The sequence below is a fragment of the Bradyrhizobium sp. SZCCHNR1015 genome, assembly GCF_032489875.1.
Lineage (GTDB): Bacteria > Pseudomonadota > Alphaproteobacteria > Rhizobiales > Xanthobacteraceae > Bradyrhizobium.
The window spans coordinates 431,000-457,958 of the sequence record NZ_JAUEYW010000001.1; the positions used below are offsets into that span (position 1 = coordinate 431,000).

A 26,959-nucleotide genomic window follows, 5' to 3' on the forward strand; every position below is an offset into this window, starting at 1 on the left:
AGGATCTGACGCCGGGGGGCGTGGGGGAATTTGGGGGCACGGGTCATCACGCTCATCGCCGCCCTGGCGGCGATCATCACGCTGGCCGCGCCATCGACGACGCGCGCGGCCGATGACTTCGCGCCGCCTGCCCTCACCATCAACCGCGCCGACTGGCGCGCGGCGCTGGATCAGCTCCGCTCCGAGCTCAACGCGGCGCCCGAGGTCGCCGCCGACTTCGCTCTGTCCGCGCGCCGGAGCGGTGTTTCCGCGGGCGATGCCCGGCGCAGGCCCGCGCTGGTCCAGCTCAACGGCGTAACCTCGACCATCTTCACGGGGATCGGACGCAGTCCGGTCCCCGTTTTGCTGCCGTTCGACACCATCGCCTATCTCGCTGCGCGCCGCAGCGCCGCCATCGCGGCGCGCGACCTGTCGCGCTATCAGGCCGACTTCCAGACCGACCTGTTCGATGCCGGCCCGTCCGGCTACGACGCCGTGTTCTCGCTGCCGCCGGAGGTGACCTCCGGCCTGCCGTCGCGCGTCTTCGCCAAGCCGGTCGAGATCCAGATCACCGGCTCACTCCTCACCTACGAGGTCGCCGATCCCGCCGGCGGCAAGGGCGAAAGCGTCAAGGCGCTGTCAGCGCAATATCCAGATCTGCGCCGCTTCATTCGCGAGGGCTATGTCCGCTACGCCTTCACCCGCTTCGGCGTGCCCTACGTGGTCTCGATCCAGTGTCTCGACAGCGCGCCGCGGCCGCGGCGCCTCGCCTGCCGCGAGGCCTATCCCATCGCCGAGCGTTTCCTGAAGGCGCTGCGCATCGCCGGCGGGCAGCCGTCGCGCATCCCGCCGGAGATCGCGCCGCTCACCGCCGAGCGTCCGGTCACGCTCGATGCCGATTTCACCTATCGGCCTGTTGGCGACATCGTCGCCAACAGCGGCGGACGCGGCCGGAGCGGGCGGGCCGACCGCACCGTCTATTCGCAGATCCGCTATCCCCTGGATGCACCGGCCTATGTGCACTCGCAGTCGTTCGGCCGCCGGCGTGCGAGCGACAAATTCGATCAGCCGTGGAGCCAGTATCCCTGGCGCGACAATTTCTGCGAGGCGCGCAGCTTCAACGTCGGCCAGTGCGCCAGCGGCTTCGGCCATCAGGGCCAGGATCTCAGGCCGGGGGCCTGCCCGGTGCGGCGCGACGGCGCCGAGGGCTGCAATCCGTGGCGGCAGCGCGTGCTCGCCGCGCGCGACGGCGTCGTGATCCGCTCGACCCGGCAGCAGGCCGTGACGGTGCAGGTCAACAGCGGCACCGAGCACATCCGCTTCCGCTACATGCACATGAACCCTTCGGCGATGGATGCCGACGGCCTGCTCAACGGCCGGCGCTTGCGCGAGGGCGAGCCGATCGGCGTGGTCTCGAACTATCTCGACCATCCCAACGGCACCACGCGCCATCTGCATTTCGACGTCCAGCTGTTCACGCGCGATGGCTGGATCTGGGTCAATCCCTACATGACGCTGATCGCGGCCTATGAGCGCCTGATCGGCGGCCGCGGCCGCGAGGTCGGGCTGGAGGAGATCACCGCGTCGCAGCCGCCGTTGACCACCGGCGCGCTCGGACCCTCGCCGCCCGGACCTGCGGCCGATGCTGCCGCCGGGCGCGACCGGAACTGATCGCCGGCGCGGCTGGAACCGCGGCCCACCGTTCCGGGTTGTCTGCGCGGAGGATCGCAGATGGTGACAGCCAACCCACATCGCAGAGCCGGCCCGGCGCTCGTTTCAGCGGCGATTGCGCTGGTCTGTGTCGGCGCGCTGACGATGCTGGTGCGCGACCGCTGGCATCCGCCCGAGATCAAGTCGGCCGACGAAGCGCGTCATTCGACCACCGGCCAGGTCGCCCGCGCTGCCGGCGCGCGCGTGATGCCGACCGACCCCAGCCTCGCGGTCGAGCCCAAGCCGGAAGGCCCCAAGCGCGCGCAGCCGGCCAATCCGTTCTGAGCGCGACATACTTATTAGCTTGCAGCCGGTATCTGTCTCCCGCGGCTCTCAGAGAGACACAAGCTTGCCCGCCATCACCGGTGTGCTCCCTCGCCCTGTTCTTACGGGGAGAGGGTTGGCGTGAGGGGCAGCCGCACGGGAATTATGAGTGGTAGACCTGTCACCCTCGATCCGACCTCTCCCGGCGAGGTGCATGGCGCAAGCCGCGAGATCATCGTTCACATCGCGCGGCTCGCCGTCTCGCAAGGCAACTCATGAGCTCGTTGTCGTCGGTCACGCCGACCACTTGTCCTCTTCGCGGCGTTGCTCCTCGGCATTGAGACGCTCGGCGATCTCGTGCGCCATCGCCTCGTTCTTCGTCGTGGCGATCGGCTTGCCGTCCTGGCGCTGCACGTGCTGCTTATCGGCTTCCAGCGGGAAATCCTCCGGCTTGAGCGGTTCGTCCGTCCCGGTCATGCGCGCCTCCTCCGAGTTGCACGCATAACCCGCCCGGCCCCGCTGCGGTTCCAGGCAGCTCAGGACGGCGCCCTTGCCGGCCGCTCCGCCGGCGTCCAGCGGAACGCGACGCCATAGCGATTCCAGAGATTGATCACGCCGATCGCCGACGTCAGGAACACCAGCTCCGTTTCGGAAAATTCGGCCCGCGCCTGGGCGTAGACCTCGTCGCTGACGCCGCCGTGCAGCGTGGTCAGCGCCTCGGTGAACGCCAGCGCCGCGCGCTCGCGGGCCGAGAATTGCGGCGCCTCGCGCCACACGACGACCAGGTTGATCTTGTCGGCGGAGATGCCGAGCTTCTCGGCCAGCAGCACGTGATGCTGCACGCAGAATGCGCAGCCATTGATCTGCGACGCCCTGATCTTGACGAGCTCGAGCAACTGCTTGTCGAGGCCGGCCTTGGCCGCCTGCTGGCTCACCGCCAGGATGGCCTCGTACAGCTCCGGCGCCTGGCTCCGGAACGCGGTGTATTCGCTGCGCGCATGTGACATTATCCGTCTCTCATGTTATCAGATGTCTGACAATTTATCAGGGCTCTGATGACATGCGCAAGGCACCGGCGTTGACGAACTCGCGAGCCTCGCGAAAGGCCGGCCCCGCGCGTCGGCCCAAATCGCAATCCAAGACGCAACCCAAGTCTCAACCCAATAGTCAGCCCAAGACGGCGGCCCGTCCGCCATCGCCCGGCGAGGGCAAGCGCGGCGAGGACGGCCACCTCGCCTATCTGCTGCGCCAGGCGCAGGCCGCGGCGCGGCTCTCGCTCGACCGCGCGCTCGTCGCCACCGGCCTGACCCATCCGCAATTCGTGGTGCTGACGATGCTCAAGGCCTATCCCGGCCTGTCCGGCGCCGACTGCGCCCGCGTCGCGCTGCTGACGCCGCAGACCGTCAACGTCATCATCGGCAATCTGGAGCGGGACGGCGCCGTCCGGCGGACGCCGCATCCGGTCCATGGCCGGATGCTGCAATGGAGCCTGACGCGCCGTGGCCTCGCGCTGCTCGCCACGGCGCGCCGGCAGGCGACTGCCATCGAACGCAGGCTCGCCCGCGGCTTGAAACGGAGTGAGCTCGCGACCATCCGGCGCTGGCTCGCGCACATCGCCGCCGATCTCCACGGCGCCTAGCGGGTTCCCGGCGCTGCCAAGGCTTTGCCGCGCACCGCCCTGACCGGGTAGACTGGCGGCCATGACCCAGTCCGATTCACGACCTCATCCGATGACCCGCCGCGCCCTGCTCCGCTCCGGCCTCGGCGCCGCCGCGCTGCTCGTTCCGGCCCTGCCGGCGTCCGCGGCGCCGGCCGAGTTCGAGGCCTGGCGCGACGGCTTCCGCAACCGCGCGCTCGCCAAGGGCATCTCGCAGGCGACCTGGACGCGGGTCATGGCACGGCTCGAGCCGGACATGACCGTGTTCAAGGAGATGCGCAACCAGCCCGAGTTCAAGGAGCAGCTCTGGCAGTACATCAACCGCCGCGTCTCCGACTGGCGCGTCATCAACGGCAAGATCGCGCTGCAGAAGAACGAGGCGCTGTTCGCGCGCATCGAGAAGGATTTTGGCGTCGAGCGCGGCACGCTTCTCGCGCTGTGGGGCGTCGAGTCCGCATTCGGCGATCCGCTGGTGCAGCAGAACCACATGCGCCCGGTGTTTCCGGCGCTCGCCGCGCTCGCCTGGAACGAGCCGCGCCGCAAGGCCTATTGGGAGACCGAGCTCACCAATGCGCTGAAAATCGTCGATCGCGGCTGGAGCACGCCGGAGGAGATGCGCGGCTCCTGGGCCGGCGCCATGGGTCACACGCAATGGATGCCCGAGGTCTGGCTCAATGTCGGCTTCGACTATGACGGCGACGGCAAGATCAATCCGTTCGGCCGGCCCGACGACGCGCTCGGCTCGACCGCGCGCTATCTCGTCAACCGCGGCAAGTATCACCGCGGCGAGCACTGGGGCTACGAGGTGCGTGCGCCGGGCAACATGTCGGGCAGCCGCAGCTATGCGGCATGGCAGGCCGCCGGCGTGACCCGCGCCGACGGCCAGCCGTTCCCGCAGCCCAATGCATCAGCACAGCTCTGGATTCCGGTCGCGGGCGGCCCCGCCTTCCTGTTGGGTCCGAACTTCTACTCGGTGAAGTCCTACAATCCGGCCATGAGCTACGCGCTCGCGATCTGCCATCTCGGCGACCGCATCCTGGGCGCCCCGCCCTTCCTGCAGCCCTTCCCCGGCTCGGAGCGCGCGCTGACCTTGGCCGAGGTGCAGGAGATGCAGAAGCGCCTGACCGCGGCCGGCTTCGACACCGGCGGCACCGATGGCCGCGTCGGCAACGACACCATGAAGGCGATCCGCGACTTCCAGGCCAAAGCGGGCCTCACGCCGGCCGACGGCTATGGTGGGCTGAAGGTGCTGGCGAAGCTCAGACAGGGCGGTTGAGCGGTACGGTCGCTGCCGTGTGACCAACAAGTAGAGTGGGCAAAGGCGCTGCCGTGCTCTCTCAACGATCGAAATCGCGGTGGCGCCGTGCCCACCATCCCGCGGTTGAGCACGCGGCCCGACGGTGGGCACGCGGCCTCCTTCGGCGGCTGCTTCGGCCACCCTACGAGTTCGCCGTCATGGCGAGTAGCGCAACGCTCCGATCATCGCGAGCCTCGCGCCGGAGTGATCACGTCTTGGCGGCCGCCTCGCGGTGGCCGGACCTCGACGCCCGCGCCTTGGGCTGCGACGCGCTGGCAGCCTTCACCCGGATGCGCACCGAGCCGCCGCCCTTGGCCTGCTCCTCGATCTCGAAGGCGCCGGTCTTGCGAACGAGATCGCTGAGCTTGCGACAGCCATAGGTGCGCGGATCGAAGTCGGAGACCAGGTTGGAGAGCTGCTTGCCGACCTCGCCGAGCGCGACCCAGCCGTCCTCGCTCTCCATCTGCGTGATTACCTTCTTGATCATCGGCGTCGCCGCGCTGATCGGGAGCAGCGACTTCGGCGCCGCGGCGCTGTCCGCATCCTTGCTGCCCGCCGCGTCGCTGCGCAAATTCTCCGTGTAGATGAACCTGCGGCAGGCCTGCCTAAAACTCTCCGGCGTCTTCTGCTCGCCGAAGCCAAACACGTCGGTGCCCTGCTCGCGGATGCGCGCCGCGAGACGGGTGAAGTCGCTGTCCGACGACACCAGGCAGAAGCCGTCGAAGCGTCCACTGTGCAGCAGGTCCATCGCGTCGATCACCAGCGTGATGTCGGAGGCGTTCTTGCCGGTCGTATAGGCGAACTGCTGCTGCGGCACGATCGCGTGACGCGCCAGCGTATCGGCCCACGGCTTCGAGCGCGGGCTGGAGAAGTCGCCATAGATCCGGCGCACGCTCGCCTCGCCGATCTTGGCGATCTCCTCGAACAGCCCGTCCGCGATCTTGGCCGAGGCATTGTCGGCGTCGATCAGAACGGCAAGACGCGGCGAGCGAGGTTCGGACGGCATCGGATAGTCCTCAAGGTAGGCCCTGTTCTCATTCCCTTATACGCGGGCCGGCATCCAGCCGGATGATTTTCTTGAGACGAACGGCACGGCCACGGGATGCGCGACCTGGCACGGCCCCAGGGGCGTAGCGAGCGGAGACGGTCTGCAGCGCTCCCCACCATTCGTACACGAACAAATTCCGGGTTCCCGGCCTGTTCTGGCGGTTGTTTTCACCTTCTCTTAATTTGCGTCGCACAACGATGCGCGCGACCCAACGGTGGGATCTGCGGCAGATGATGAAAGAAGGCACCTATTCAGCCTGGTTCAGGACCCCCAAGGGCCAGGGAACGGGCATCGTCGAGCTGGTCGGTGGCAGGATCTGCGGCGGCGATACAGTGCTGAGCTATGCCGGCAGCTACGAGGCCCATGGCGATCGTTTCACCGCCATCATCAAGACCAAGCGCCATGCCCCGGGACAGCCGTCGCTGTTCGGCCCGGACGAGCTGACGCTCAGCCTCGAAGGGTGCTGCCGAGGCACGCCCGTCACCTGCTCCGGCTATGCCGCGGAAGCTCCCGACGTGCCGTTCGAGGCGACGCTTTTGTTCTCGATCGCCGACAACGTCGCTCCCGCCCCGCGTCCTATCAGGACGTGCGAGTCGTTCGAACTGCCGAAGCCGATCTGGCGTTGAGGCGTAGTGCCGGCGATCAGTCGCCCCGTTAAGATAACAATTCAAAGTTGTTTTTCGCTGTGACTTTTAGATCACCACTTAAAGTAGTTTTTCTTTTATCAGACGTGACCTAGGTATACTCTCCGAGAGGATCTCAGATGGCAATTGCTCGGGTGCCCGCTGTTGCTGCCCTGGCGCTGATGTGCGCCTCGTGGCCCGTTCTTGGCGCGGATCTTCCCGCCAGGATGCCAGTGAAGTCCCCCGTCGCTGTTCCAGCCGTCTTTGACTGGAGTGGATTGTACTTGGGAGCTCATGTTGGTTACGGCTGGAGTGATCACGACGTCACTGAGGTGACCGGGAGCCAAGCCTATCCAGCCGGTTTTGTTTTTCCGACTTCTCATCTCAACGGCCTCATCGGAGGCGGTCAGATCGGTTACAATTTCCAGATTCAGCGTTGGGTCATTGGCATCGAAGGAGATGGATCCGCAACGGATATGAATGGCAGCGTGCGAGCGTTCAGCCCGTTGCTTGCGGGACGATATTCCGACCTCCACACCCGATTTGATTGGATCGCGACGCTTACGGCCCGTCTGGGATTCGCAGCCGACAATTGGCTATTTTACGGGAAAGGCGGCGCTGCTTGGGCCCATTCGAAGGGAGGATCGGAACATTTTACTGCCCTCGGGGTTTTGGTCGCGACGACCTCCCCCTCAGGGACAGGGACCGGCTGGACTGTGGGCGCAGGTACCGAGTACGCCTTTTCGAACAACTGGTCGGCAAAACTAGAATATGACTACATTGACCTCGGCCGGAAGACAACTGCGACCGCGGTCGTCAATACGCCGGCGTTCGGCGGAGCTACGAACCAGATCGATTTCGATCGCGGCAATAGGATTCACCTGGTAAAGGCGGGCATCAACTACCGGTTCAATTTCGGAGGTCCGCCGGTGGTTGCGAAGTACTGATCGATGTCGAGAGGTTGAAAAAGCGTTCGGATTTAGCAGGACCGACAACGCGCCTTGAGGGCTCGCCGAGCTAATGGGCTCCACGTCATGGCTTAACGTCGTTGCTATTGTGATCGCAGAGCTGGCGGATGGCTGACGTCAGTTTACGCTCCGCCACGATCTGCACCGGCGGAAACACGACGCAATCGATGACATCGAAGGCGACGGTGAAATGCCGGTCGAACGAACGCGCAAACGCCATGGCGTCGTCGCGACACGCCTTCAAGATCCGCGTGCCCAGCGTGCAGTGAGGCACCCATACGCCGGGGCGATAGTGATCACGACAATGCGCCGTGTCGATCGCCGCTGCGATCGCGACGTGCCACCTGAGCAAGCCCTCGTTCATTTCCGGCTCGGCCCAGAGCACGAATCGCGGAGCCGAAAACCAGTTGATACGGTTGAACTCCAGCTGCAAGGCCGGGGCATTCTCAACGGCCGCGCGCATGACGCGCGAAGCAGTCTCGACGTCGATCTCAGGCGCATCATAGATGGCGAGGGTAAAATGCGGTCGATAGCCGAGACCGCGCATCGACGGCTCGTCCTCGAACGCCGCGACCTGATCCCACAGACGCTCGATCTCGCCCGAAGAGGCGTCATCGGATCTGAGATTGATCGCTATGGCCATCGACGTCCTGCTCAAGGGACCGACGCGCTGATCTTGCCGACGAGATCGAGGAAGCGTTGCGTTCGGACACCTTCCCGGTTCACAGCCAGATCGACCAACTCGACGAACACCAGGTGCTTCGAGGGAACGACCACCATCTGCTGCCCGCCGTAGCCGGAGGCAAAAAACCCGCTCAAACGCGATCGTTCGCTGCTGAAGGTCCACCAGAGATAGCCGTAGCCCCGTCCAGGCTGCTCGGCATCCGAGAAACGGCTCGTCGAATCCGTCACCCATTTCGACGGGATCAGCTGAGCCCCATTCCAGCGGCCGCCGTTCAGGAACAGCAGGCCAAACCTCGCCAGGTCTCGCGCACTCATCCGAAACACATAGGCCGGATGCGACGAGGAGGCTTCCTTCACATATACACCATCCGCGGCGGAGAAATCCTCCATGCCGATCGGCCGGCCGATCTGCTTCTCGAAGCTCGCAAACACGTCGTCGACGGACTGACGGTAGATCGTGCCGAGCGCGTTGAAGTCCCAGTTGTTGTAGTACCAGAAACTGCCCGGCGGATGGCTCTCCCGCACCGGCCGCCCCTGCTTCATCTGCCCCGTCTCGTACGACGCGGGATGGTAGACCCCGGAGCGCGCCATCAGCAACTGTCGGACCGTCGCGGACTTCTCGGCCGCCGAAAGCGCTCGTGGAACGTCGTCGATCTCGAGGGCGGCAAGCGTGCTGTCGAGGTTGATCCGGCCGTCTTCGATTGCGATGCCATAGAGCGCGCTCAGCAGACTCTTGCGGACGGACCGGACATTGACCTTCGCACCAAGATCCCCGAACGAGGCGACGATGTCGTCGTCCCTGACGACCATGATTGCCGCCGGCTTCTGTTCGGCCGCAAACTCCTGCACCTCGCGTGCGATCGACGCAGACCAGGGCGTGTTGTCCGGGCTTGCCGTCCGCCAATGCAGTCCTGGCTCGGCCTGAGCCCACGACCATCCCACCGGAAGGATTGCGAGCACCGCAAGCAGACGTCGCATTGGCACTTTCATTCCGGCGTCTCGACAAACCCGACGTCGAGGATGCTAGAGCAAGACCGGCAGATGGTACAGAGGTTACCGATCATCGCTGTCTCCTCCTATCTGCGCGGCCCCGGGGGGCCGCCGCGCCCGATGACGCCAAATTCTCCGCCGCGCATTTTTAATTTCACCCGCGGCATCAATCAGATGCCCGCCACAACCAGCACCGACGGGAAATTTCCGCTTGCTATTATTCAGAAAATCAGAAATCATGCCGTTGTCCCGTCCTCATGAGAGGGGCGCTTCGCGATCGTCACGAACGTGGAGGGCGGGATGCGGTGGCCGCGATCGTGTCGCAGCGTGCTTGGATAGCGCGCGGACGAACGGCAAGGTTGCGGACGTGAAATCGCGTGGTCCTGGCGCCCCGAAGCTGGCGCCAAGCCTTCGGGTGATGATGAGCCCTGAGGGCGACGGTGGCTAACAAGCCGGACACCGGGGAGATCGCGTATAAGCGTGAAAACCATCGCGCAGGGAATGCCGGTTGATCGGCCTACCTGTGGTGACTGCCGCCTGCTTTTTGTTTGCAGGCGGGCCATGGGTGAGGCCTTCACCCGGCATTCCCTGCGCCCTCTCCTATCAAGAGGGGGCTTTGACGATGCATCACTCGGGCGCGAATGCGCGGCGAGATCGAGCGGTCATGCGAGGCACGATGCGTCCCACACATTCCGCTGTCGTCCCGGCCTCCGCGCCGGGACCCAAACCCAGAGGGCGCAATGTGAGGCACGATCGGCGCAGGCATCTCGTCCTCACAACAACGGCTGCGGCGTATGGCTCCCGGATCGGCGCTTCGCCGACGCGAGCGTCGGCTAAGCTTGTCCGGGATGACAGTCGACGTGGAGCTGCTACCTGATCATCGCCGGCCCATGGTCCGGCACGGCCACATCCAGCACGCGCAGCTGCACGCGCTCGATGCCCTGGTAGCGGTCGATGGTGAGGGTGCCGGCGACGTGCAGGATCTGGCCCCGATGCTGAACCAGGGCGTTGCCGAGCTTCTGGCCGACCGAGCGGAATGCGATCGCATTCACGGTAGCGCCGTCGCCGGATTTGAAGCGCAGCTTGAGATGCGCCTGCCCGACCTCGTCGGCATAAACCAGCTGATGCGACGGCAGCGCCACGATCGGCTCGGGATTGCCGCTGCCGAACGGACCTGCACGATTGAGCGTCGCCACCAGCTCGGGCGTTGCGGCGCGCGCGCTGATGGCGCCGTCGATCAGGATCTCATTGACGTGCCGCGCGTCGGCGACGTCGGCCGCCAGCGCGCTTTCCAGATAGGCGCGGAATTCCGCCAGCCGCTCCTTGCGCAAGGTGACGCCGGCGGCCATCGCGTGCCCGCCGCCCTTCATCAGGATGCCCTGCTCCACCGCATGCCGCACCGCCTTGCCGAGATCGACACCCGGAATCGAGCGGCCCGATCCGGTGCCGATGCCGCCCGGCTCGAGCGCGATCGCAAACGCCGGCCGGGCAAACTTTTCCTTCAGCCGCGAGGCGACCAGCCCGACCACGCCGGGATGCCAGCCTTCCGATGCCGTGACGATGACCGCGCCCTTGTCCTCCAGCCCGAGCGAGGCCAGCGCCTCGGCCTCCGCCTGCGCTTCGGCCTGCTGCTCGATGACGCGGCGCTCGCTGTTGAGGCGGTCGAGCTCGGCGGCGATGCGCGCGGCTTCCGAGACGTCGCTCTCCAACAGCAGCCGCACGCCGAGATCGGCGCGGCCAATGCGCCCGCCCGCATTGATGCGCGGCCCCAGCATGAAGCCGAGATGCCAGGCTTCGGGCGGGCCGTTGAGACGGGCGACATCCATCAGCGCGGTGTGACCGACATGGTCGCGCCGGCGCATCGCGATCAGGCCCTTGGCGACGAAGGCGCGGTTGAGCGCGATCAGCGGCGCGACGTCGGCGACGGTGCCGAGCGCAACGTGATGCAACATGGACAGCAGATCCGGCTCCGGGCGCGTGCTGCTCCAGAAGCCGCGGCCGCGCAGCTCGCGATTGACGGCAACCAGCGTCACCAGGGTCAGCCCGACCGCGGCGAGATAGCCGAGGCCGGAGAGGTCGTCGGGCCGGTTTGGATTGACCAGCGCCTCGACCTCCGGCAGCTCGTCGCCGCATTGATGGTGATCGATCACCACCACGGACATGCCGAGCCGCCGCGCTTCCGCCAGCGGCTCGAGGCTGGTGGTGCCGCAATCGACCGTGACGAGCAAGGTCGCGCCCTTGTTCACCAGCGCCCGGATGGCGTCGACGTTCGGGCCGTAGCCTTCGAAGATGCGGTCGGGAATGTGGATCAGCGGATCGAGCCCGCAATGGCGCAGATGCCAGGCGAGCAGCGCCGCCGAGGTCGCGCCGTCGACATCGTAGTCGCCGAAGATCGCGACCTTCTCGCCCCTCACCGCGGCGTCGGCAATGCGCTGCGCCGCCGCTTCCATCTGCGTCACCGTGAACGGGTCCGGCATCAGCTTGCGGATGGTCGGATCGAGGAAGTCGTTGACCGCGTCGAGCTCGACGTCGCGGCCGGCGAGGACGCGCGCCAGCATCTCCGGCAACTGATAGCGTTGCACCATCGCCAGGGCCCGCGCCGCACCGCGCGCGTCCAGCCGGTCGCGCCACAATTTGTTGGTCAGCGACAGCCGCACGCCGAGGAACGCCTGCGGAGCGCTCAGGGGCAGTGCAAGGGCGGATGGTGCCATGATGCGCAGGGCCTCGCTTGCAGCGCAGCGATTCGAAAACGGACCCCTCGAATCTACAGCAACTGGCATCCATCAGCAGGTTCCTTCGCTGGAGCCCACCGGATTTGTGCCGGAGAACCACGGAACTCACAGGAAATGAGAGGGCTGCTGATATATACGCCCGGTTGCCTAAAATTAGAGCTGCGTTCAATGGAGTGCATTAAACAGCCGTTAGGCGAATTCCGTAACATTTCAATCAATTATTTCGTCCGATTTGTTCGCCCTCTTCGTGCCGACGAGGAGGCGCGGCAACATGGAGTTGATTGCCGATGCTGACCGCGCCCGAGTTGAAGACGCTTTCCTCCGCCGCTCCGTCGCAAACGACTCCCAAGGACGACGAGACCGACGTCTCGGCGCTGATCGCGCGGCTCACCGGCGAGGTCAATCAGATCGCCTGCGAGAAGACCAAGTCGATCCAGCAGATCACCAACCAGATGAAGATGCTGGCCTTGAACGCGCTGATCGAGAGCTCGCGGGTGGGCGCGCAGGGCGCGGGCTTCGCCGTGGTGGCCCAGGAGGTCCGCGCCGTCGGCCAATTGGTCGAGACCATCGCGCGCGAGCTCGAAGGCCAGCTCACGACGCGCACCGGCAATCTCAAGAGCTCGATCGAGCGCATGACCGAACGGGCCCGCGGCGAGCGCATGGTCGATCTGGCGCTGAATGCGATCGAGCTGATCGACCGCAATCTCTATGAGCGGACCTGCGACGTGCGCTGGTGGGCGACCGACTCCGCCGTGGTCGATTGCGCCGCCGCTCCGGACGCGGCGCGCGTCGCCCATGTCTCCGAACGGCTCGCGGTGATTCTCTCGGCCTACACGGTCTATCTCGATTTGTGGCTGTGCGATCCCAGCGGCAAGGTGATCGCCAACGGCCGCGCCGACCGCTTCAACGTCGTCGGCCAGAGCGTCGCCGAGACCAAATGGTTTCGCGAGGCGCGTGGATTGCGCTCGGGCGACGACTACGTCGCCGGCGACGTTGAGTGCCAGCCGCTGCTCGGCAACGCCCAGGTCGCGACCTATTGCGCCTCCGTGCGCGAGGATGGCAAGGCGCATGGCAAGCCGCTCGGCGTGCTCGCCATTCATTTCGACTGGGAAGCCCAGGCGCGCGCGATCGTCCAGGGCGTGCGCGTCAGCGAGAGCGACAGGGCGCGCGCACTGCTGGTGGATTCCAGCCATCGCGTGATCGCGTCCTCGGATGGCCAGGGCATCCTCAGCGAGCGGGTGTCGCTGAAGCTCGATGGCAAGCCCAGCGGCTTCTATCAGGATGCGTCCGGGCGATTGGTCGCATTCCACGCCACGCCCGGCTACGAGACCTACAAGGGGCTCGGCTGGTACGGCGTGATCGTGTCGGGCGCGTGAGGCGGGAGGATCAGCAGCCCAAGCGGTCGGCGATGCCGTTGAAATCATCGGCAACGATGTCCCAGGCCCCGGTGGCGTCGAAGTCGCGGCTCTGCAGCGGGCCGTATTCAGTGGGACGGGCGACGAAGGCGGTCTTCAGGCCGTAACGTTGTGCCGCCTCGAGATCGTTGTTGTGCGCGGCGACCATCATCACCTCGCCGGGCGCAAGACCCAGCAGACGCGCGGCGCCGAGATAGGTCTCGGGGTCGGGCTTGTAGTGCGCGAACAGCTCGGCGGAGAGGATCAGGTCCCACGGAAGGCCTGCGAACTTCGCCATGTTGGTGAGCAGCGCGACGTTGCCGTTGGAGAGCGGCGCGATGATGTATTTGGACTTCAGCCGGGTCAGGCCGGCGACACTGTCGGCCCACGGATGCAGCCGGTGCCAGCCGCGGGTGAGATGATCGAGATCGGCTTCGGTGAGCCCGGTGATGCCGAGCTTGGCGACCAGCGTCTCCAGCGAACGGCGATGCAGGACGTCGAGGATGACGTAGCCGCGCTCGGGGTGCTTGCGGACCTCGTCCATCGAGCCGACATAGAGCCCGCGCCAGCCATCGACCAGCGCGGTCCAGTCGCCCTGGATGCCGCGGGTCTTCGACCACGCGGTGAAGTCGTTGATCAGGCTGGTGCGCCAGTCGACGACGGTGCCGAACACGTCGAACACCAGCGCCTTGACCATGGACAGATCGGACATGCTGAATCGCTCCCCGACTTCGTCATTCCGGGATGCCTGCGAAGCGCGCAGACCCGGAATCTCGATCTGCGCGCTCGGGATTCCGGGTTCACGCTTCCGCCTTCGCTCTACGAGCTTCGGCGGACAAGTCGCGTGCCCCGGAATGACAGGGTTGGATTAGTCGAGGTGGAACTTCGCCAACTGGCGGTGCTCGGCGCGGATGTAGCGCACCGTGCCAGTGACCGAGCGCATCACGACGGTCTCGGTCTCGATGACGCCGTCCTTGCGGAACTTGACGCCGGAGAGCAGCGAGCCGGTGGTGACGCCGGTCGCCGCGAACAGGCAGTCGCCGCGCGCCATGTCCTCGATGCCGTAGATCATCTTGGGATCACCGACGCCCATCTTGTGGGCGCGCTCGCGCTTCTCCTCGGTGTCGAGGATCAGGCGGCACTGCATCTGGCCGCCGATGCAGCGCAGCGCCACCGCGGCCAGCACGCCCTCAGGCGCGCCGCCGGTGCCGAGATACATGTCGACGCCGGTATTGTCCGGGTCGGCGCAGTGGATCACGCCGGCGACGTCGCCGTCGGTGATCAGGCGCACCGCGGCGCCGGTCGAGCGGACGCCCTGGATGATGTCGGCGTGGCGCGGACGGTCGAGCACCAGCACCGTGATCGCGCCGGGCTCGACGCCCTTGGCCTTGGCGAGCCGGCGCACGTTGTCGGCCGGCGTCGCGTCGATGTCGACGACGCCCTTGGCGTAGCCGGGGCCGACCGCGATCTTCTGCATGTACACGTCGGGGGCATGCAGCAAGGTGCCGCCATCGGCCATCGCCATGGTTGCGATCGCGCCCGGCATGTTCTTGGCGCACAAGGTCGTCCCCTCGAGCGGATCGACCGCGATGTCGACCTTGGGGCCGGCATTGAGGCCGACCTTCTCGCCGATGTAGAGCATCGGCGCTTCGTCGCGCTCGCCCTCGCCGATCACGACCGTGCCTTCGATCGGCAGCTTGTTGAGCTCGCGGCGCATCGCATCCACGGCCGCCTGGTCGGCCGGCTTCTCCTGGCCGTGGCCGCGCAGCCGCGCCGCCGACACCGCCGCCCGTTCGGTCACGCGCACCAGCTCCAGCGTCAGGATGCGCTCGAGCAGCAATTGTTGCGGGACAGAAATCTGCGTCGACATCGATCAACTCCTCAAGACGTCAAGGCGGACATCCGCCATCAAAATCTACCGCTCGCACGCCGCCCCCCTGGGCGGCATCCGGGTCAGGCGGTCGGCACGAACGGCCGCTCCCCGCCTGTCTACTCTCCCGCTTTGAGCATGAACCTATACCAAACGCCACGCGTTTGTTTGAGCAGGGACAAGCGGTTCCCTGGGCATCATGCGCTAGTTCTTCTCGATCCGGATCACCTGGGGCTTTCCGCTGATGACCTTGTCGCGCTGCACCGCCTGGAGCGCGCGATGCACGGCATCCTCGTGTGTCGCATAGGTGATCAGGATGACCGGCACCGGCGCCGACTTGCCGGCCGTCTTCGCCGGCTCGCTGCCGTTGGGATGGCGCTGCACGATCGATTCGATCGAGATCTTCTGCTCGGCCAGCCGGGTGGCGATGGTGGCGGCGGTGCCGGCATGGTCACGCGCCATCAGGCGGATGTAATAGCCACCCTCGTGCCGCTCCATCGGCGCCTTCTCGGTCGCCTGCAGCTTCTCGACCGGGCGGCCGAACGGCGCGGCGCGGATGCCGCGCGCGACATCGGCGATATCGGCCACGACCGCGGAGGCCGTCGCGGCGCCCCCTGCTCCCGGACCGACCAGCGTGATCGGCGGGATACCGTCGCCGTCGATCGTGACCGCGTTGGTGACGCCCATCACCTGGGCGATCGAGGAGGATTTCGGCACCATCGTCGGATGCACCCGCTGCTCGATGCCCTTGGCGGTCCGCACGGCGACGCCGAGCAGCTTGACGCGGTAGCCGAGCTCGGCCGCCGCCTTCAGGTCCTCCGGAGCGATCGAGGAGATGCCTTCCACATAGATGGATTTCTCCGCCACCTGGGTGCCGAAGGCGAGGCTCGCGAGGATCGCGAGCTTCTGCGCGGTGTCGTGGCCATGAATGTCGAACGACGGATCGGCCTCGGCATAGCCGAGGCGCTGGGCGTCCTTCAGGCACTCGTCGAACGACAGCCCTTCCTGCTCCATCCGGGTCAGGATGTAGTTGCAGGTGCCGTTGAGGATGCCATAGACGCGGCTGATGCCGGTGCCGGCGAGACCCTCGCGCAGGGTCTTGATCACCGGAATGGCGGCGCAGACGGCCGCCTCGAAATTCAGCGCGCCGCCATGCTTCTCGGCCGCCTTGGCGAGCTTCAGACCGTGCTTTGCGATCAGCGCCTTGTTGGCGGTCACCACCGACTTGCCGGCCTTCAGCGCGGTGTCGATCGCCGACAGCGCAGGATCGCCGGCGCCGCCCATCAGCTCGACCAGGCAATCAACCTCCGGATCCGAGGCAAGCGCCAGCGCATCCTTGGCCCAGGTGATGCCGGACAGATCGATGCCGCGCTTCTTGGCCTTCGACCGCGCCGTCACGGCGACAACCTTGACCGGGCGCCCCGTCCGCTCGGTCAGCACGCGCGCCTGACGCTCGATGAGACGAACGACCTCGACACCCACGGTGCCGAGGCCCGCGATGCCCACTCTCAGGGGTGCGACCATGGAATCAAAGAACCTGTCGAAAGGAAAGTACGGGAGGGCTCAGCGCCGGTTGGCGATGGGAACGACGTTGTGCAACGTTTCGATCCCGCTTTCAAGGAAGCGGCGGACACCGCGCGCGGCCTGCCGAATGCGCTGCTCGTTCTCGACCATCGCGATGCGGACATAGCCCTCGCCATGCTCGCCGAAGCCGACGCCCGGCGACACCGCGACGCCGGACTTCTCGACCATGAGCGTCGCGAACTGCATGCTGCCGAGGCTCTTGAACTTCTCCGGCAGCGGCGCCCAGGCGAACATCGAGGCCTCGGGCGACGGGATCTCCCAGCCGGCCCGGCCGAACGACTCGACCAGCGTGTCGCGGCGCTTGCGATAGACGTCGCGCATCTCGCGGATGCAGTCGTCGGGGCCGTTGAGCGCAGCGGTGGCCGCCACCTGGACCGGCGTGAACGCGCCGTAGTCGAGGTACGATTTGACGCGCGCGAGCGCCGCGATGATGCGCTCGTTGCCGACGGCAAAGCCCATGCGCCAGCCGGCCATCGAATAGGTCTTAGACATCGAGGTGAATTCGACGGCGACATCCATCGCGCCGGGCACCTGCAGCACCGACGGCGGCGGGTTCTTGTCGTCGAAATACACCTCGGCATAAGCGAGGTCCGAGAGGATCAGGATCTCGTGCTTCTTCGCGAATGCGACGAGGTCGCGATAGAAGTCGAGGCTCGCGACATAGGCGGTCGGGTTGCTCGGATAGCAGACGATCAGCGCCAGCGGCTTCGGAATGGAATGGATGATCGCGCGCTCGGCCGCCTCGAAGAATTGCGGGGTCGGCTCGGACGGCACCGAGCGGATCACGCCGCCCGCCATCAGGAAACCGAAGGCGTGAATCGGATAGCTCGGATTCGGGCAGAGGATGACATCGCCCGGTGCGGTGATCGCCTGCGCGACGTTGGCAAAACCTTCCTTCGAGCCCAAGGTCGCCACGATCTGAGTGTCGGGATTGAGCTTCACGCCGAAACGGCGGTCGTAATAGCCGGCCTGCGCCCGGCGCAGGCCGACGATGCCGCGCGAGGCCGAATAGCGGTCGGTGCGCGGCTTGCCCAGGGTCTCCTTGAGCTTCTCCAGCACGTGCGGCGGCGCCGGCAGATCCGGATTGCCCATGCCGAGATCGATGATGTCGGCCCCGGCATTCCGCGCGGCCGCCTTGGCCCGGTTGACCTGCTCGAACACGTAAGGCGGCAAACGGCGGATGCGGTAAAAATCTTCCATGGGTCTCTCGGCTCCGGCAACCGGGGGCGGATTCGCCAGCAGGGCTGGCGCTGCGGCGGCGTTCGCCATGCCTTGAAACCGGTGCTGGATCAGGAGTTTAGCACGGGCTCGCGGCTTGGCTGGCAACGACACGCGGAGGTGTTGATTCCGGTTGTTTTATCATGGCCGCCGCGCCGCGCCAGACAATTACGCCGCGCCACGCGGCCGATCGCCCAGCCTTTGTCCCGGGCCGGTCATTTGGGCCTGACGCTGGTCCCCGCCGAAGCCTGGCGGTCGCGCGCCGCGAGCAGCTCCTTTTCGATCTTGTCGCGCTCCTGCGGCGAGATGATCGGCGCATCGCGGTCGCGCGGCACGTCGTTGACGGGCAGATACCCACCCGGCTCCTTGGGTCGGGCGACGGCATCCGCGTCGAGCGAAGGCATGTCCGCGATTGGACTGGAGCACCCGGCAAGCGCGAGCGCGCCGAACACGACGAGCCCCGCAACAAGGGCGCGCCGTCCCGACCTCCAGCCTCGCCCCTGCGTCCCCACGCGCACGTCCCTCAGCCCCCAACTTCCGGTCGACAATCCCCGGCCCGACCGCAGCGCGGCACATTTTGCCGCAGCACAACCAATTGTCACTCGAAACGTGACCGGCTTGAACAGGAATTTCATCCAGCTACGTGATCATGATGTCGGAAGCGAGAGATTTTTTCGCAACGCAACAATCAGAAATCGAATTTGCCGCAAACTCGCGGATTATTGATCTCGCGCGGTGACGAAACGATCCCGACGCGATAGTGTGATCGAGCCATGACCGACGTTCAGAACAGCAGCAATCCAGAAAAAACATTCGATGCGGAAGCGTTCGCGATGAACATCGCGAAGGCCATGGAAAGCAGCGGCAAGGCGCTGTCCGCCTATCTGAAGCCGCGCGAGACCGGCGAGGTTCAGGACCGGCCACCGACCGAATTGACCGAGGTCGTCAAATCCTTCACCGCGGTCGCCGACTACTGGCTGTCGGACAAGGATCGCGCCAGCGACGTCCAGACCAAGATCGCCAAGGGCTATCTCGATTTGTGGGGCTCGGCCGCGCGCCGTCTCGCCGGCGAAGACGCGCCCCCGGCCATTTCGCCCTCGCCGCGCGACAAGCGCTTCGCCGATCCGGAATGGAAGTCGAACCAGTTCTTCGATTTCGTGATGCAGGCCTATCTGCTGACGACGCAATGGGCGCAGGACCTCGTCCACAATGCCGAAGGCCTCGATCCGCACACGCGCAAGAAGGCCGAGTTCTACGTCAACCAGATCACCAATGCGCTGGCGCCCTCGAATTTCGTTCTGACCAATCCTGAGGTGCTGCGGCAGACGGTGGCGTCGAGCGGCGATAACCTGGTGCGTGGCATGCAGATGCTCGCGGAGGACATCGAGGCCGGCAAGGGCTCGCTCAAGATTCGCCAGTCCGACCCGGCCAATCTCGAGGTCGGCGTCAACATGGCGACGACGCCGGGCAAGGTCATCTTCCAGAACGACATGATGCAACTGATCCAGTACGCGCCGTCGACGGAGAACGTGCTGCGCACGCCGCTGCTGATCGTGCCGCCCTGGATCAACAAGTTCTACATCCTCGATCTGCGCCCCGAGAAATCCTTCATCAAATGGTGCGTCGATCAGGGCCTCACGGTGTTCGTGATCTCCTGGGTCAATCCCGACAAGAAGCTCGGGACCAAGACCTGGGAGGACTACATGAAGGAAGGTCCGCTCACCGCGATGGACGTCATCGAGAAGGTGACGGGCGAGATGAAGGTGCACACGATGGGCTATTGCGTCGGCGGCACCATGCTGGCGACGACGCTGGCCTGGCTCGCCGACAAGCGCCGCCAGCGCGTGACCTCCGCGACCTTCCTGGCCGCACAGGTCGACTTCACCCATGCCGGCGATCTCCTGGTGTTCGTCGACGAGACCCAGATCTCGGCGCTGGAACGCGACATGCAGGCCTCGGGCGTGCTCGAAGGCAGCAAGATGGCGATGGCCTTCAACATGCTGCGCTCGAACGACCTGATCTGGTCCTACGTCGTCAACAATTACCTGAAGGGCCAGGCGCCGCAGGCGTTTGACTTGCTGCACTGGAATTCGGACGCCACGCGGATGTCGGCGGCGAACCATTCCTACTATCTGCGCAACTGCTATCTGGAGAACCGGCTGACGCAGGGCACCATGGTGCTCGACAACACGCTGCTCGACCTCTCCAAGGTGAAGGTGCCGGTCTACAATCTCGCCACCCGCGAGGACCACATCGCGCCGGCCGACTCCGTGCTGTACGGATCGCAATTCTTCGGCGGTCCGGTGAAGTACGTGCTGTCGGGCTCGGGCCACATCGCCGGCGTCGTCAACCCGCCCTCCTCCGGCAAGTATCAGTACTGGACCAATGACCAGATCCACGACATCTCGCTGAAGGACTGGATGAAGGGCGCGCAGGAGCACAAGGGCTCGTGGTGGCCGGACTGGCGCGAATGGCTGAGCCAGCTGGATCCGGAAGAGGTTCCCGCACGCGACGTCGGCAGCGAGGCCTATCCACCGCTCGAGGATGCGCCGGGCTCCTATGTCCGCGTCCGCGCATAGCGTGATCCGCCGCGATTGACTATAACCGCTCCGTCCCGCCGGGACGGGACGGGAATCAGTTGAGGGGATCTCGATGACGCGCGAACTGTTCTGGCTGACGCTCACGGTCATTCTGACCGGCCTGCTGTGGGTTCCCTACATCCTGAACCGCTGCCAGGTCCGCGGCCTCACGGGCGCCATGGCCAATCCCTCCCGCAACGACAAGCCGCACGCACCGTGGGCCACGCGGCTGATGTTCGCGCACGACAATGCGGTCGAGAACCTCGTGATCTTCGCGCCGCTGGTGCTGATCCTCAATGCGATCGACTACTCGACCAAATGGACCGTGCTGGCCTGCGCCGTCTATTTCTGGTCGCGCGTCGCTCACGTCATCGTCTACGCGATCGGCCTGCCGGTGTTCCGGACGCTGGCGTTCGTGGTCGGCTTCGCGGCACAGGCTGTGCTCGCGGTCGCGATCTTCGGCTGGCTCTAGCGATCCGCTAGGGCAGATTGTCCCGCAGGAAGATATCGATGCGGATGCGCTCCTGATCGGGACTGATCGGCTCCCCCGAGCAGTGCGCGAGCAGGACGCGCGCCGCCGAGCGCGCCTCGTGGCCGGGATCCTGGTTGATGATGGCGTCGCACGTGCCGCGGACCAGGAACCTCCTGGTGTGCTGGGTCAGCTCATGCGTGATCCACACCACCTCGCGAGCCCGCCCTGAGGCCTCCAGGGCATCGGCGATGCCGCGATTGCCGGCGCCGCAGCAATAGATGCCGAGCAGATCCGCATGGCCCGCGAGCAGCGCCGCGGTCAGCTCCCGCGTGCGCTCGCTGTCGTCGCGGCCCTCGATCACGGGCAGCGCCCGCAGGTTCGGATATTCGCTGGAGAGGATCTGGTTGAAGCCGAACTGCCGCTCGGCATGATCGCGCAGCGACAGAGATCCCGCGATCACCGCGACCGTTCCCTCGCGACCGCCGAGATAGCGTCCCATCAGGGTGGCGGCGGTTCGCCCCGCGGCCGGATTGTCGATCCCGACATAATGCAGGCGGCGCGAGCTGGGCGCGTCCGAGACCAGGGTCACCACCGCGACGCCGCGCGCGGTGAGCTCGTCGATGGCGGCGCGCACTCTGGGGTGATCGAGCGCGATGACCGCAACGCCCTGATAGGCCGGCGACAGGTTCTCCAGCGCACCGGCCAGCACGTCAGGATCGAACACGTCGACGTGGAGGATATCGATGAAGCCGCGCTGGCTGGCCAGCCACTCCGCCGTGCGCTGGACCTGCTCGGTCAGGACGGTCATGAAGCTGTTGCCACCGGTCGGCAGCACGAAGGCAAAGCGGAAGCTCTGGCCGCGCGCGAGCCGTGCCGCGGCGACGTCGGCGCGATAACCCAGCTTGGCAACAGCGGCCTCCACCCGGGCAACGGTCTTGGCACGCACGCCCTCGCGCCGGTTGATGACGCGGTCGACGGTGGCGAGCGACACGCCCGCCGTCCGCGCGACGTCCTCCAGCGTGGCCCGGACCGGCAACGGGTTCGCGTCAGCCGTCACTCGCGCGCCGCCCATAACATGCCGCGGGTCATCAACGTCCGGATCTCCGGCACGTCGAGCTCGTAAGCGCGGTGGCCGAGCGAGGAATAGAACACCCTGCCCGCGCCGTAGCGCTTCTTCCAGACCACCGGCATCACCACCCCCTCGATCCACGGGGCGTGCTCTCCGGTGAAGGTCGTGGTCGCCAACACCTCGTTGGCCGGGTCGACGTGCATGTAATACTGCTCGGAACGGTGCTCGAAACTTGTCAGGCCCTTCATGATGGGATCGTCCGGCCGGGTCAAGTCGACCCGGTAGTCGATGATATTGCCGGGATGGGCGACCCATTGCCCGCCGCACAGGAACTGGTAGTCGACCGAATCGCGGAAGGCATCGCACATGCCGCCATGATGGCCGGCGAGCCCAACGCCGCTGCGCACCGCCGCGCAGAGATTGAGCGCTTCCGCCTTCTCGATCTTGGACATCGTGTAGATCGGGATGATCAGCGACAGATCGTGGATCGCAGGATCTGCGAATGCAGCCGTCGTGGTCTCGATCCGCACCTCGAAGCCTTCCGCCTTGAGCCAGCCGCGGATCATCGAGGCACAGAGATCGGGGTCATGTCCCGGCCAGCCGCCCCACACAATCATTGCCTTGCGCATGTCTCTGTCCTCAGTCGATCTGTCCGGTGTCGCGTCCAACCGGCAACATCGCCGGCCGCTCCACGCGGCTCTCGATCTTGACCCGCCGGCCTTCGTTTGCGGAGGTCTGGAACGCTTCCATGACCTCCAGCACGTGGAACGCGAGCGCGCCGCTGGCGCGATGCGGCCGGTCGTTCAGGATCGCGGTCGCCATGTCGGCGACGCCGATGGAGCGGAACTCGCCGTCGATGTGACCATGCGTCAACGGCATCGTCTGCCAGTCGCCGCCGGTCCTGGCGACCTGGACCTCGCCGCCGAAGCGGTTGGGGTCCGGCACCAGCATGCTGCCCTCGTCGCCATAGATCTCGATGGGGGCGTGCCGGTGCTTCGGGACGTCGAAGCTCATCGTGACCGAGACCACCGCACCGCTTTCGAATTCGAGCGTGCCTGCGACGTGCGTCTGCACCTCGACCGGAATCAGCGTGCCGCTCATCGGCTGGCTGGTGACGAGGCGCTCCGCTCGCGGGCGCGCGGTCGAGCCCATGACGCTCGCCACCGGGCCGAGCAGTTGCACGAGATCGGTGATGTAGTACGGCCCCATGTCGAGCATCGGCCCGCCGCCGCGCAGATAATAGAAGCCCGGCGCGGGATGCCAGCGCTCATGGCCGGGGCAGCCGAAGAAGGCGCTACCGGCCACGGGTGTGCCGATCGCGCCGTCGTCGATCAGCTTGCGTGCGGTCTGGTGTCCGCCGCCCAGGAAGGTGTCGGGCGCGCAGCCGACGCGGAGATTCTTCTGCGCGGCAAGCTCGATCACCTTGCGGGCCTCGGCGACGTCGATGCCCAGCGGCTTCTCGGAATGCACGTGCTTGCCGGCGTTCAGCACGGCGAGACTGACGTCGGTATGGGCGAGCGGCACGGTGAGATTGATGACGATCTCGACGTCATCGCGCTTCAGCAATTGATCGACCCGCATCGCCGGCAGGCCGAAGGCCGCGCCCTGCCGCTCGGCGGCGTCGCTGCGCATGTCGGCGAGCGCCTTGATGTCCAGAACGGGAAAGCGCTGCGCGGCCTTCAGATACGCCGTGCTGATGTTGCCGCAGCCGATGATGCCGATGCCGACTTTTCTCATTGGGGTCTCCGTGAGGTCTCGTTCATCCCTTGACCGCGCCCGATGTCAGGCCGGCAACGATGTGCTTCTGCGCCAGGAGGAAAAGGACGATCGTGGGCAGGATGGTCAGGGTGATGAAGGCGAGGATCCGGTGCCACTCGGAGGAATATTCGCCCTGATAGACCATGATGCCGAGCGGCCAGGGATACAGCGCGTCGGTGTTGAGCATCACGAGCGGCAACAGATAGGCGTTCCAGCTGTTCACGAAAGTGATGGTGCCCACGGTCGCCAGGATCGGGCGCGACAATGGCAGCGTCACATAGCGGAAGAATTTGACGTAGCTGCAGCCGTCGACCAGCGCGGCCTCGAGCAGCTCGTAGGGGATGTCCTTGAAGAAGCGGCGCAGCAGCAGCACGCTCATCGCAAGGCTGAAGGCGACCTGCGGCAGCGCGACGCCGAAATAGGTGTCCAGCAGCCCGAGATCGCGCACCTTGATGAACAGTGGCAACACCGCGGTCGCCGCCGGAAACAGCAGGCCGAGCGTCAGATAGCTCAACAGCATCGAGCTGCCGTAGAATCGGACATGAGCAAAGGTGAAGGCCGCCATCGACGCGACGATGAGAGTCAGGACCACCGTCAGCGTGGAGATGATCAGCGAGTTGCGCAGCAGCTGCCAGTAGCGCCCGGAGAACAGGATGTCGGCATAATTCTGCCACTCCCAGCGCTGCGGCAGGCCAAACGGATTGACGCGCAGTTCCCCGAGCGACTTGAAGCCGCCCAGCAGCGTCGCGAGCAGCGGCACCAGCACGAAGATGGCGACGATCGCGAGGAACACCGCCTTGAACAGCACGGCGGGATCGAACGGCGCTTGGCTCGTCTCGGCATTATTCATCGCGCATGAACCATCGCTTGTAGGTGAAGGCAAATGTCACACAGATCACGAACAGGATGACACCGATGGCGCTGCCATAGCCGACCCGCATGCGGGAGATGCCGTTGTTGTAGAGGAAGCTCACCATCGTGTTCGAGGAGTCGGCGGGGCCACCGCGGGTCAGCGGCATCACGAGATCGAACAGCTGCAGCGAGCCGACGATGGCGAAGAACACCGACAGCCGGATCGTCGGATAGAGCAAGGGGATGACGACATGGCGCAGGCTCTGCGTCCGGGTGGCTCCGTCGATCCGTGCCGCCTCGATCAGGCTCTTGTCGATGCTTTGCAGCGCCGCGATGAACAGCATCATGTGGAAGCCGAAATACTTCCAGACGATCACGATCAGCACCGCCAGCATCGCCGTGTCGGTCGAGGCCAGCAGATGCGGCGGCTCGGCGCCGAAGCTGCGCCAGATCGACGCGACCAGGCCGTAATCGCCGTCATAGACGAAGCTGAAGATCAGCCCGGTCGCGATCTCGGCGAGGATATAGGGCATGAAGAACAGCATGCGCAGCGCGACCGCGCCGCGAAACCGCTCCGCGAGCATCAGGGCCAGTGTCAACGCCAGCGGCAGCTGGACGCAGAGCGAGACCGCAATGATCAGGCCGTTGTTGCGCAGCGCGAGCCAGAAGGCGCGCGTCTCCAGCACGAAGCGGTAGTTGTCGAAGCCGATCCAATGGGTCGGCCGTCCGAATCCGTTCCAGTTGAACCCGGAGTACCAGGCGGCCTCGCCGATCGGCAGCACCACGAACAGCGTGAACAGCAGCAGCGCCGGCGGCAGGAACAGGACCAGGACGGTGAAGCGGCCGTCCCAGCTCGGGCCGCGCACCGCGCGCGCGGAGAGCGATGCCGGCGACACCATCGCCGGCGAGCCCGCGATCGGCCGCGCCACGTCAGTTGCCCTGCTTCCGCGCCGCCTCGATCGCCTGGGCGGCGTCCTGCGGGGTCATGCTGCCGCCGGCAATCTCCGCGGAGACGTCATTGACGACACGGCCGACGGAGGGACCCAGGCTCTGGTCATAGAAGTTCTGGTGATAGTTCGATTTTGCCAGATTGGACGCGATCAGCTTCATGAAGGAATTGTTGAGGCCGGCGTCGGCGCCCTGCACCACCGGGATGATGAAATTCCCTGCCGCCAGCCGGGTCTGGACGTCCTTGGAGATGAAGTACTTCAGGAAATCGACCGCTTCCTTGGGCGAGCCCTTGGTGACCAGCCAGCCGGTGATGCCGCCGAGCGTATCCGTCGGCGCGCCCTTGCCGCCTTGCACGACCGGAAAATCGAACCAGCAGATCTTGTCTTCGCTGAGGCCCACCTTGTCGGCGGCGAGCGCCCGCTGCAGGTTGTAGACGGAGCTGATCGCGAGCGTCATGGCCGCCTTGCCGTCGCCGAAATAGCCGACGGCCTGCGGATTCTTGAAGCCAAGAAAGCCGTTCTGGAACGGCTGGAGATCGACGAGCTGCTTGAACAGCTCGCCGGACTTGACGAAGGTGTCGCCAGCAAAGCCGCCATTCTCGCCGCGCAACGCCGCGTCGAATGCCGGCTTGCCGCCGATGCGCACCGCCAGATGCGTCCAGTAGAAATGCAGCGGCCATTTGTCGGCGCCGCCGACGACGATCGGGGTCACGCCCGCGGCCTTCAACGCCTTCACGGCCGCCAGCAGATCATCCCAGCTCTTGATGGCAGCCGGATCGACCTTCGCCTTGGCCATCAGCTCCTTGTTGCAGACGAAGCCGACCTGCGACAGCGAGATCGGCAGGCCGTAGACATGGCCGTTGTCGGTGAAGGCCGCGAGCGCTGCCGGCGTCACGCTGTCGCTGTAACCCTTCACCTGGTCGGTGATGTCCTCGAGGACGCCGGCCTCGATCTGCGCCTTCAGCACGCCGCCGGCCCAGCTGTAGATGATGTTCGGCCGGTCCTTGGATTGCAGGATGGTCGGCAGCTTGGCCTTGTAGGCCTCGTTCTCGAGGAACTGCATCTCGATCTTGGTGCCGGGATGCGACGCCTCGTAGGCGCGGGCCACCTCCTCCCAGATCTTCACCTGGGCTGGATTGACCTCGATATGCAGCCATTTCACCGTGGTGTCGGCGCTTGCGGCGGTCGCACCAAGCAGGCATGCGGCAGCAGCGAGTCCCAGCTTCGCGAGCAGTCCCATCGGAATCCTCCCAACCGTCTT

Annotated in this window: 26 protein-coding genes; 9 read left to right on the forward strand and 17 right to left on the reverse strand. The window is 65.8% G+C overall.

All coding sequences use genetic code 11. The annotated features are described in order from the left end of the window. The first annotated feature begins 30 nt into the window (after window positions 1-30). Entirely contained in the window at window positions 31-1,650 is a 1,620-nt protein-coding gene (locus QX128_RS01950) for a M23 family peptidase (protein ID WP_410053120.1), read from the forward strand. Window positions 1,651-1,710: 60 nt separating this feature from the next. Then, window positions 1,711-1,974: a hypothetical protein gene (locus tag QX128_RS01955; RefSeq protein ID WP_316236549.1), complete on the forward strand. Its 264-nt coding sequence runs from the start codon at window positions 1,711-1,713 to the stop codon at window positions 1,972-1,974. Between the two features lie 273 nt (window positions 1,975-2,247). On the opposite strand, the gene QX128_RS01960 is transcribed toward QX128_RS01955, so the two are convergent. Both QX128_RS01960 and QX128_RS01965 read right to left on the reverse strand, forming a co-directional pair. Then, window positions 2,248-2,430 (reverse strand): hypothetical protein, encoded by a 183-nt coding sequence (locus QX128_RS01960; RefSeq protein WP_315800096.1) that lies wholly within the window; start codon window positions 2,428-2,430, stop codon window positions 2,248-2,250. Window positions 2,431-2,489: 59 nt separating this feature from the next. Beyond that, entirely contained in the window at window positions 2,490-2,960 is a 471-nt protein-coding gene (locus QX128_RS01965; RefSeq protein ID WP_316236550.1) for a carboxymuconolactone decarboxylase family protein, read from the reverse strand. A 53-nt stretch (window positions 2,961-3,013) separates the two neighbouring features. On the opposite strand from QX128_RS01965, the gene QX128_RS01970 reads away from it, so the two are divergent. Together QX128_RS01970 and QX128_RS01975 are read left to right on the forward strand one after the other, a co-directional pair. After that, window positions 3,014-3,592 (forward strand): MarR family winged helix-turn-helix transcriptional regulator, encoded by a 579-nt coding sequence (locus tag QX128_RS01970; protein WP_316236551.1) that lies wholly within the window; start codon window positions 3,014-3,016, stop codon window positions 3,590-3,592. Window positions 3,593-3,653: 61 nt separating this feature from the next. Beyond that, the gene (locus tag QX128_RS01975; RefSeq protein ID WP_316236552.1) at window positions 3,654-4,886 is read left to right on the forward strand and encodes a lytic murein transglycosylase; all 1,233 of its coding nucleotides are present in this window, start codon (window positions 3,654-3,656) and stop codon (window positions 4,884-4,886) included. A gap of 229 nt (window positions 4,887-5,115) precedes the next feature. Here QX128_RS01975 and QX128_RS01980 read toward each other — a convergent pair whose 3' ends face one another. After that, entirely contained in the window at window positions 5,116-5,913 is a 798-nt protein-coding gene (locus QX128_RS01980; RefSeq protein ID WP_315800100.1) for an NYN domain-containing protein, read from the reverse strand. Window positions 5,914-6,185: 272 nt separating this feature from the next. On the opposite strand from QX128_RS01980, the gene QX128_RS01985 reads away from it, so the two are divergent. After that, window positions 6,186-6,581: a hypothetical protein gene (locus QX128_RS01985; RefSeq protein WP_315800101.1), complete on the forward strand. Its 396-nt coding sequence runs from the start codon at window positions 6,186-6,188 to the stop codon at window positions 6,579-6,581. A 137-nt stretch (window positions 6,582-6,718) separates the two neighbouring features. Then, window positions 6,719-7,525, forward strand: coding sequence for a porin family protein (locus QX128_RS01990; RefSeq protein ID WP_315800102.1), 807 nt, complete (start codon window positions 6,719-6,721; stop codon window positions 7,523-7,525). 85 nt (window positions 7,526-7,610) lie between these two features. Here the strand turns inward: QX128_RS01990 and QX128_RS01995 are convergent, their stop codons facing one another. The 3 genes from QX128_RS01995 to recJ all read right to left on the reverse strand — a co-directional run bounded on the left by QX128_RS01995 (window position 7,611) and on the right by recJ (window position 11,931). Then, entirely contained in the window at window positions 7,611-8,189 is a 579-nt protein-coding gene (locus QX128_RS01995) for a 2'-5' RNA ligase family protein (protein WP_316236553.1), read from the reverse strand. 11 nt (window positions 8,190-8,200) lie between these two features. Then, a complete protein-coding gene (locus QX128_RS02000; RefSeq protein WP_315800104.1) occupies window positions 8,201-9,208 on the reverse strand; it encodes a serine hydrolase in 1,008 nt (335 codons plus the stop codon). Window positions 9,209-10,089: 881 nt separating this feature from the next. Further along, window positions 10,090-11,931: a single-stranded-DNA-specific exonuclease RecJ gene (recJ, locus tag QX128_RS02005; protein WP_316236554.1), complete on the reverse strand. Its 1,842-nt coding sequence runs from the start codon at window positions 11,929-11,931 to the stop codon at window positions 10,090-10,092. 308 nt (window positions 11,932-12,239) lie between these two features. On the opposite strand from recJ, the gene QX128_RS02010 reads away from it, so the two are divergent. Continuing rightward, a complete protein-coding gene (locus QX128_RS02010) occupies window positions 12,240-13,328 on the forward strand; it encodes a methyl-accepting chemotaxis protein (RefSeq protein WP_316236555.1) in 1,089 nt (362 codons plus the stop codon). 10 nt (window positions 13,329-13,338) lie between these two features. On the opposite strand, the gene QX128_RS02015 is transcribed toward QX128_RS02010, so the two are convergent. From QX128_RS02015 to QX128_RS02035, 5 genes are all read right to left on the reverse strand, one after another. Continuing rightward, window positions 13,339-14,058 (reverse strand): haloacid dehalogenase type II, encoded by a 720-nt coding sequence (locus QX128_RS02015; protein WP_315800107.1) that lies wholly within the window; start codon window positions 14,056-14,058, stop codon window positions 13,339-13,341. A 156-nt stretch (window positions 14,059-14,214) separates the two neighbouring features. Beyond that, window positions 14,215-15,216, reverse strand: a complete 1,002-nt coding sequence (gene glpX, locus QX128_RS02020) for a class II fructose-bisphosphatase (protein ID WP_315712118.1) — start codon at window positions 15,214-15,216, stop codon at window positions 14,215-14,217. Between the two features lie 204 nt (window positions 15,217-15,420). Further along, the gene (locus tag QX128_RS02025; protein ID WP_315800108.1) at window positions 15,421-16,740 is read right to left on the reverse strand and encodes a homoserine dehydrogenase; all 1,320 of its coding nucleotides are present in this window, start codon (window positions 16,738-16,740) and stop codon (window positions 15,421-15,423) included. A 39-nt stretch (window positions 16,741-16,779) separates the two neighbouring features. Continuing rightward, entirely contained in the window at window positions 16,780-18,000 is a 1,221-nt protein-coding gene (locus tag QX128_RS02030; protein ID WP_315800109.1) for an LL-diaminopimelate aminotransferase, read from the reverse strand. A gap of 233 nt (window positions 18,001-18,233) precedes the next feature. Continuing rightward, a complete protein-coding gene (locus QX128_RS02035; RefSeq protein ID WP_316236556.1) occupies window positions 18,234-18,653 on the reverse strand; it encodes a hypothetical protein in 420 nt (139 codons plus the stop codon). Between the two features lie 138 nt (window positions 18,654-18,791). Between QX128_RS02035 and QX128_RS02040 the strand changes: the two genes are divergently transcribed. Next, window positions 18,792-20,597, forward strand: coding sequence for a class I poly(R)-hydroxyalkanoic acid synthase (locus QX128_RS02040; RefSeq protein ID WP_315800111.1), 1,806 nt, complete (start codon window positions 18,792-18,794; stop codon window positions 20,595-20,597). A gap of 73 nt (window positions 20,598-20,670) precedes the next feature. Next, window positions 20,671-21,069, forward strand: coding sequence for an MAPEG family protein (locus QX128_RS02045; protein ID WP_315800112.1), 399 nt, complete (start codon window positions 20,671-20,673; stop codon window positions 21,067-21,069). Between the two features lie 7 nt (window positions 21,070-21,076). On the opposite strand, the gene QX128_RS02050 is transcribed toward QX128_RS02045, so the two are convergent. Genes QX128_RS02050 through QX128_RS02075 form a run of 6 tightly spaced genes read right to left on the reverse strand, consistent with a single transcriptional unit; the run spans window position 21,077 to window position 26,938 of the window. Further along, window positions 21,077-22,126, reverse strand: a complete 1,050-nt coding sequence (locus QX128_RS02050) for a LacI family DNA-binding transcriptional regulator (RefSeq protein WP_316236557.1) — start codon at window positions 22,124-22,126, stop codon at window positions 21,077-21,079. Beyond that, complete coding sequence (locus tag QX128_RS02055) at window positions 22,123-22,767, reverse strand: ThuA domain-containing protein (RefSeq protein WP_315712128.1); 645 nt, start codon at window positions 22,765-22,767, stop codon at window positions 22,123-22,125. Before QX128_RS02055 ends, QX128_RS02050 begins: the two co-directional genes overlap by 4 nt. A 10-nt stretch (window positions 22,768-22,777) precedes the next feature. Further along, complete coding sequence (locus QX128_RS02060; RefSeq protein ID WP_315800114.1) at window positions 22,778-23,875, reverse strand: Gfo/Idh/MocA family oxidoreductase; 1,098 nt, start codon at window positions 23,873-23,875, stop codon at window positions 22,778-22,780. 22 nt (window positions 23,876-23,897) lie between these two features. After that, window positions 23,898-24,746 (reverse strand): carbohydrate ABC transporter permease, encoded by an 849-nt coding sequence (locus QX128_RS02065; RefSeq protein ID WP_316236558.1) that lies wholly within the window; start codon window positions 24,744-24,746, stop codon window positions 23,898-23,900. Beyond that, a complete protein-coding gene (locus tag QX128_RS02070; RefSeq protein ID WP_315800116.1) occupies window positions 24,739-25,677 on the reverse strand; it encodes a sugar ABC transporter permease in 939 nt (312 codons plus the stop codon). Before QX128_RS02070 ends, QX128_RS02065 begins: the two co-directional genes overlap by 8 nt. Before the next feature lies 1 nt (window position 25,678). Continuing rightward, a complete protein-coding gene (locus QX128_RS02075) occupies window positions 25,679-26,938 on the reverse strand; it encodes an extracellular solute-binding protein (RefSeq protein ID WP_315800117.1) in 1,260 nt (419 codons plus the stop codon). Window positions 26,939-26,959: the final 21 nt, after the last annotated feature.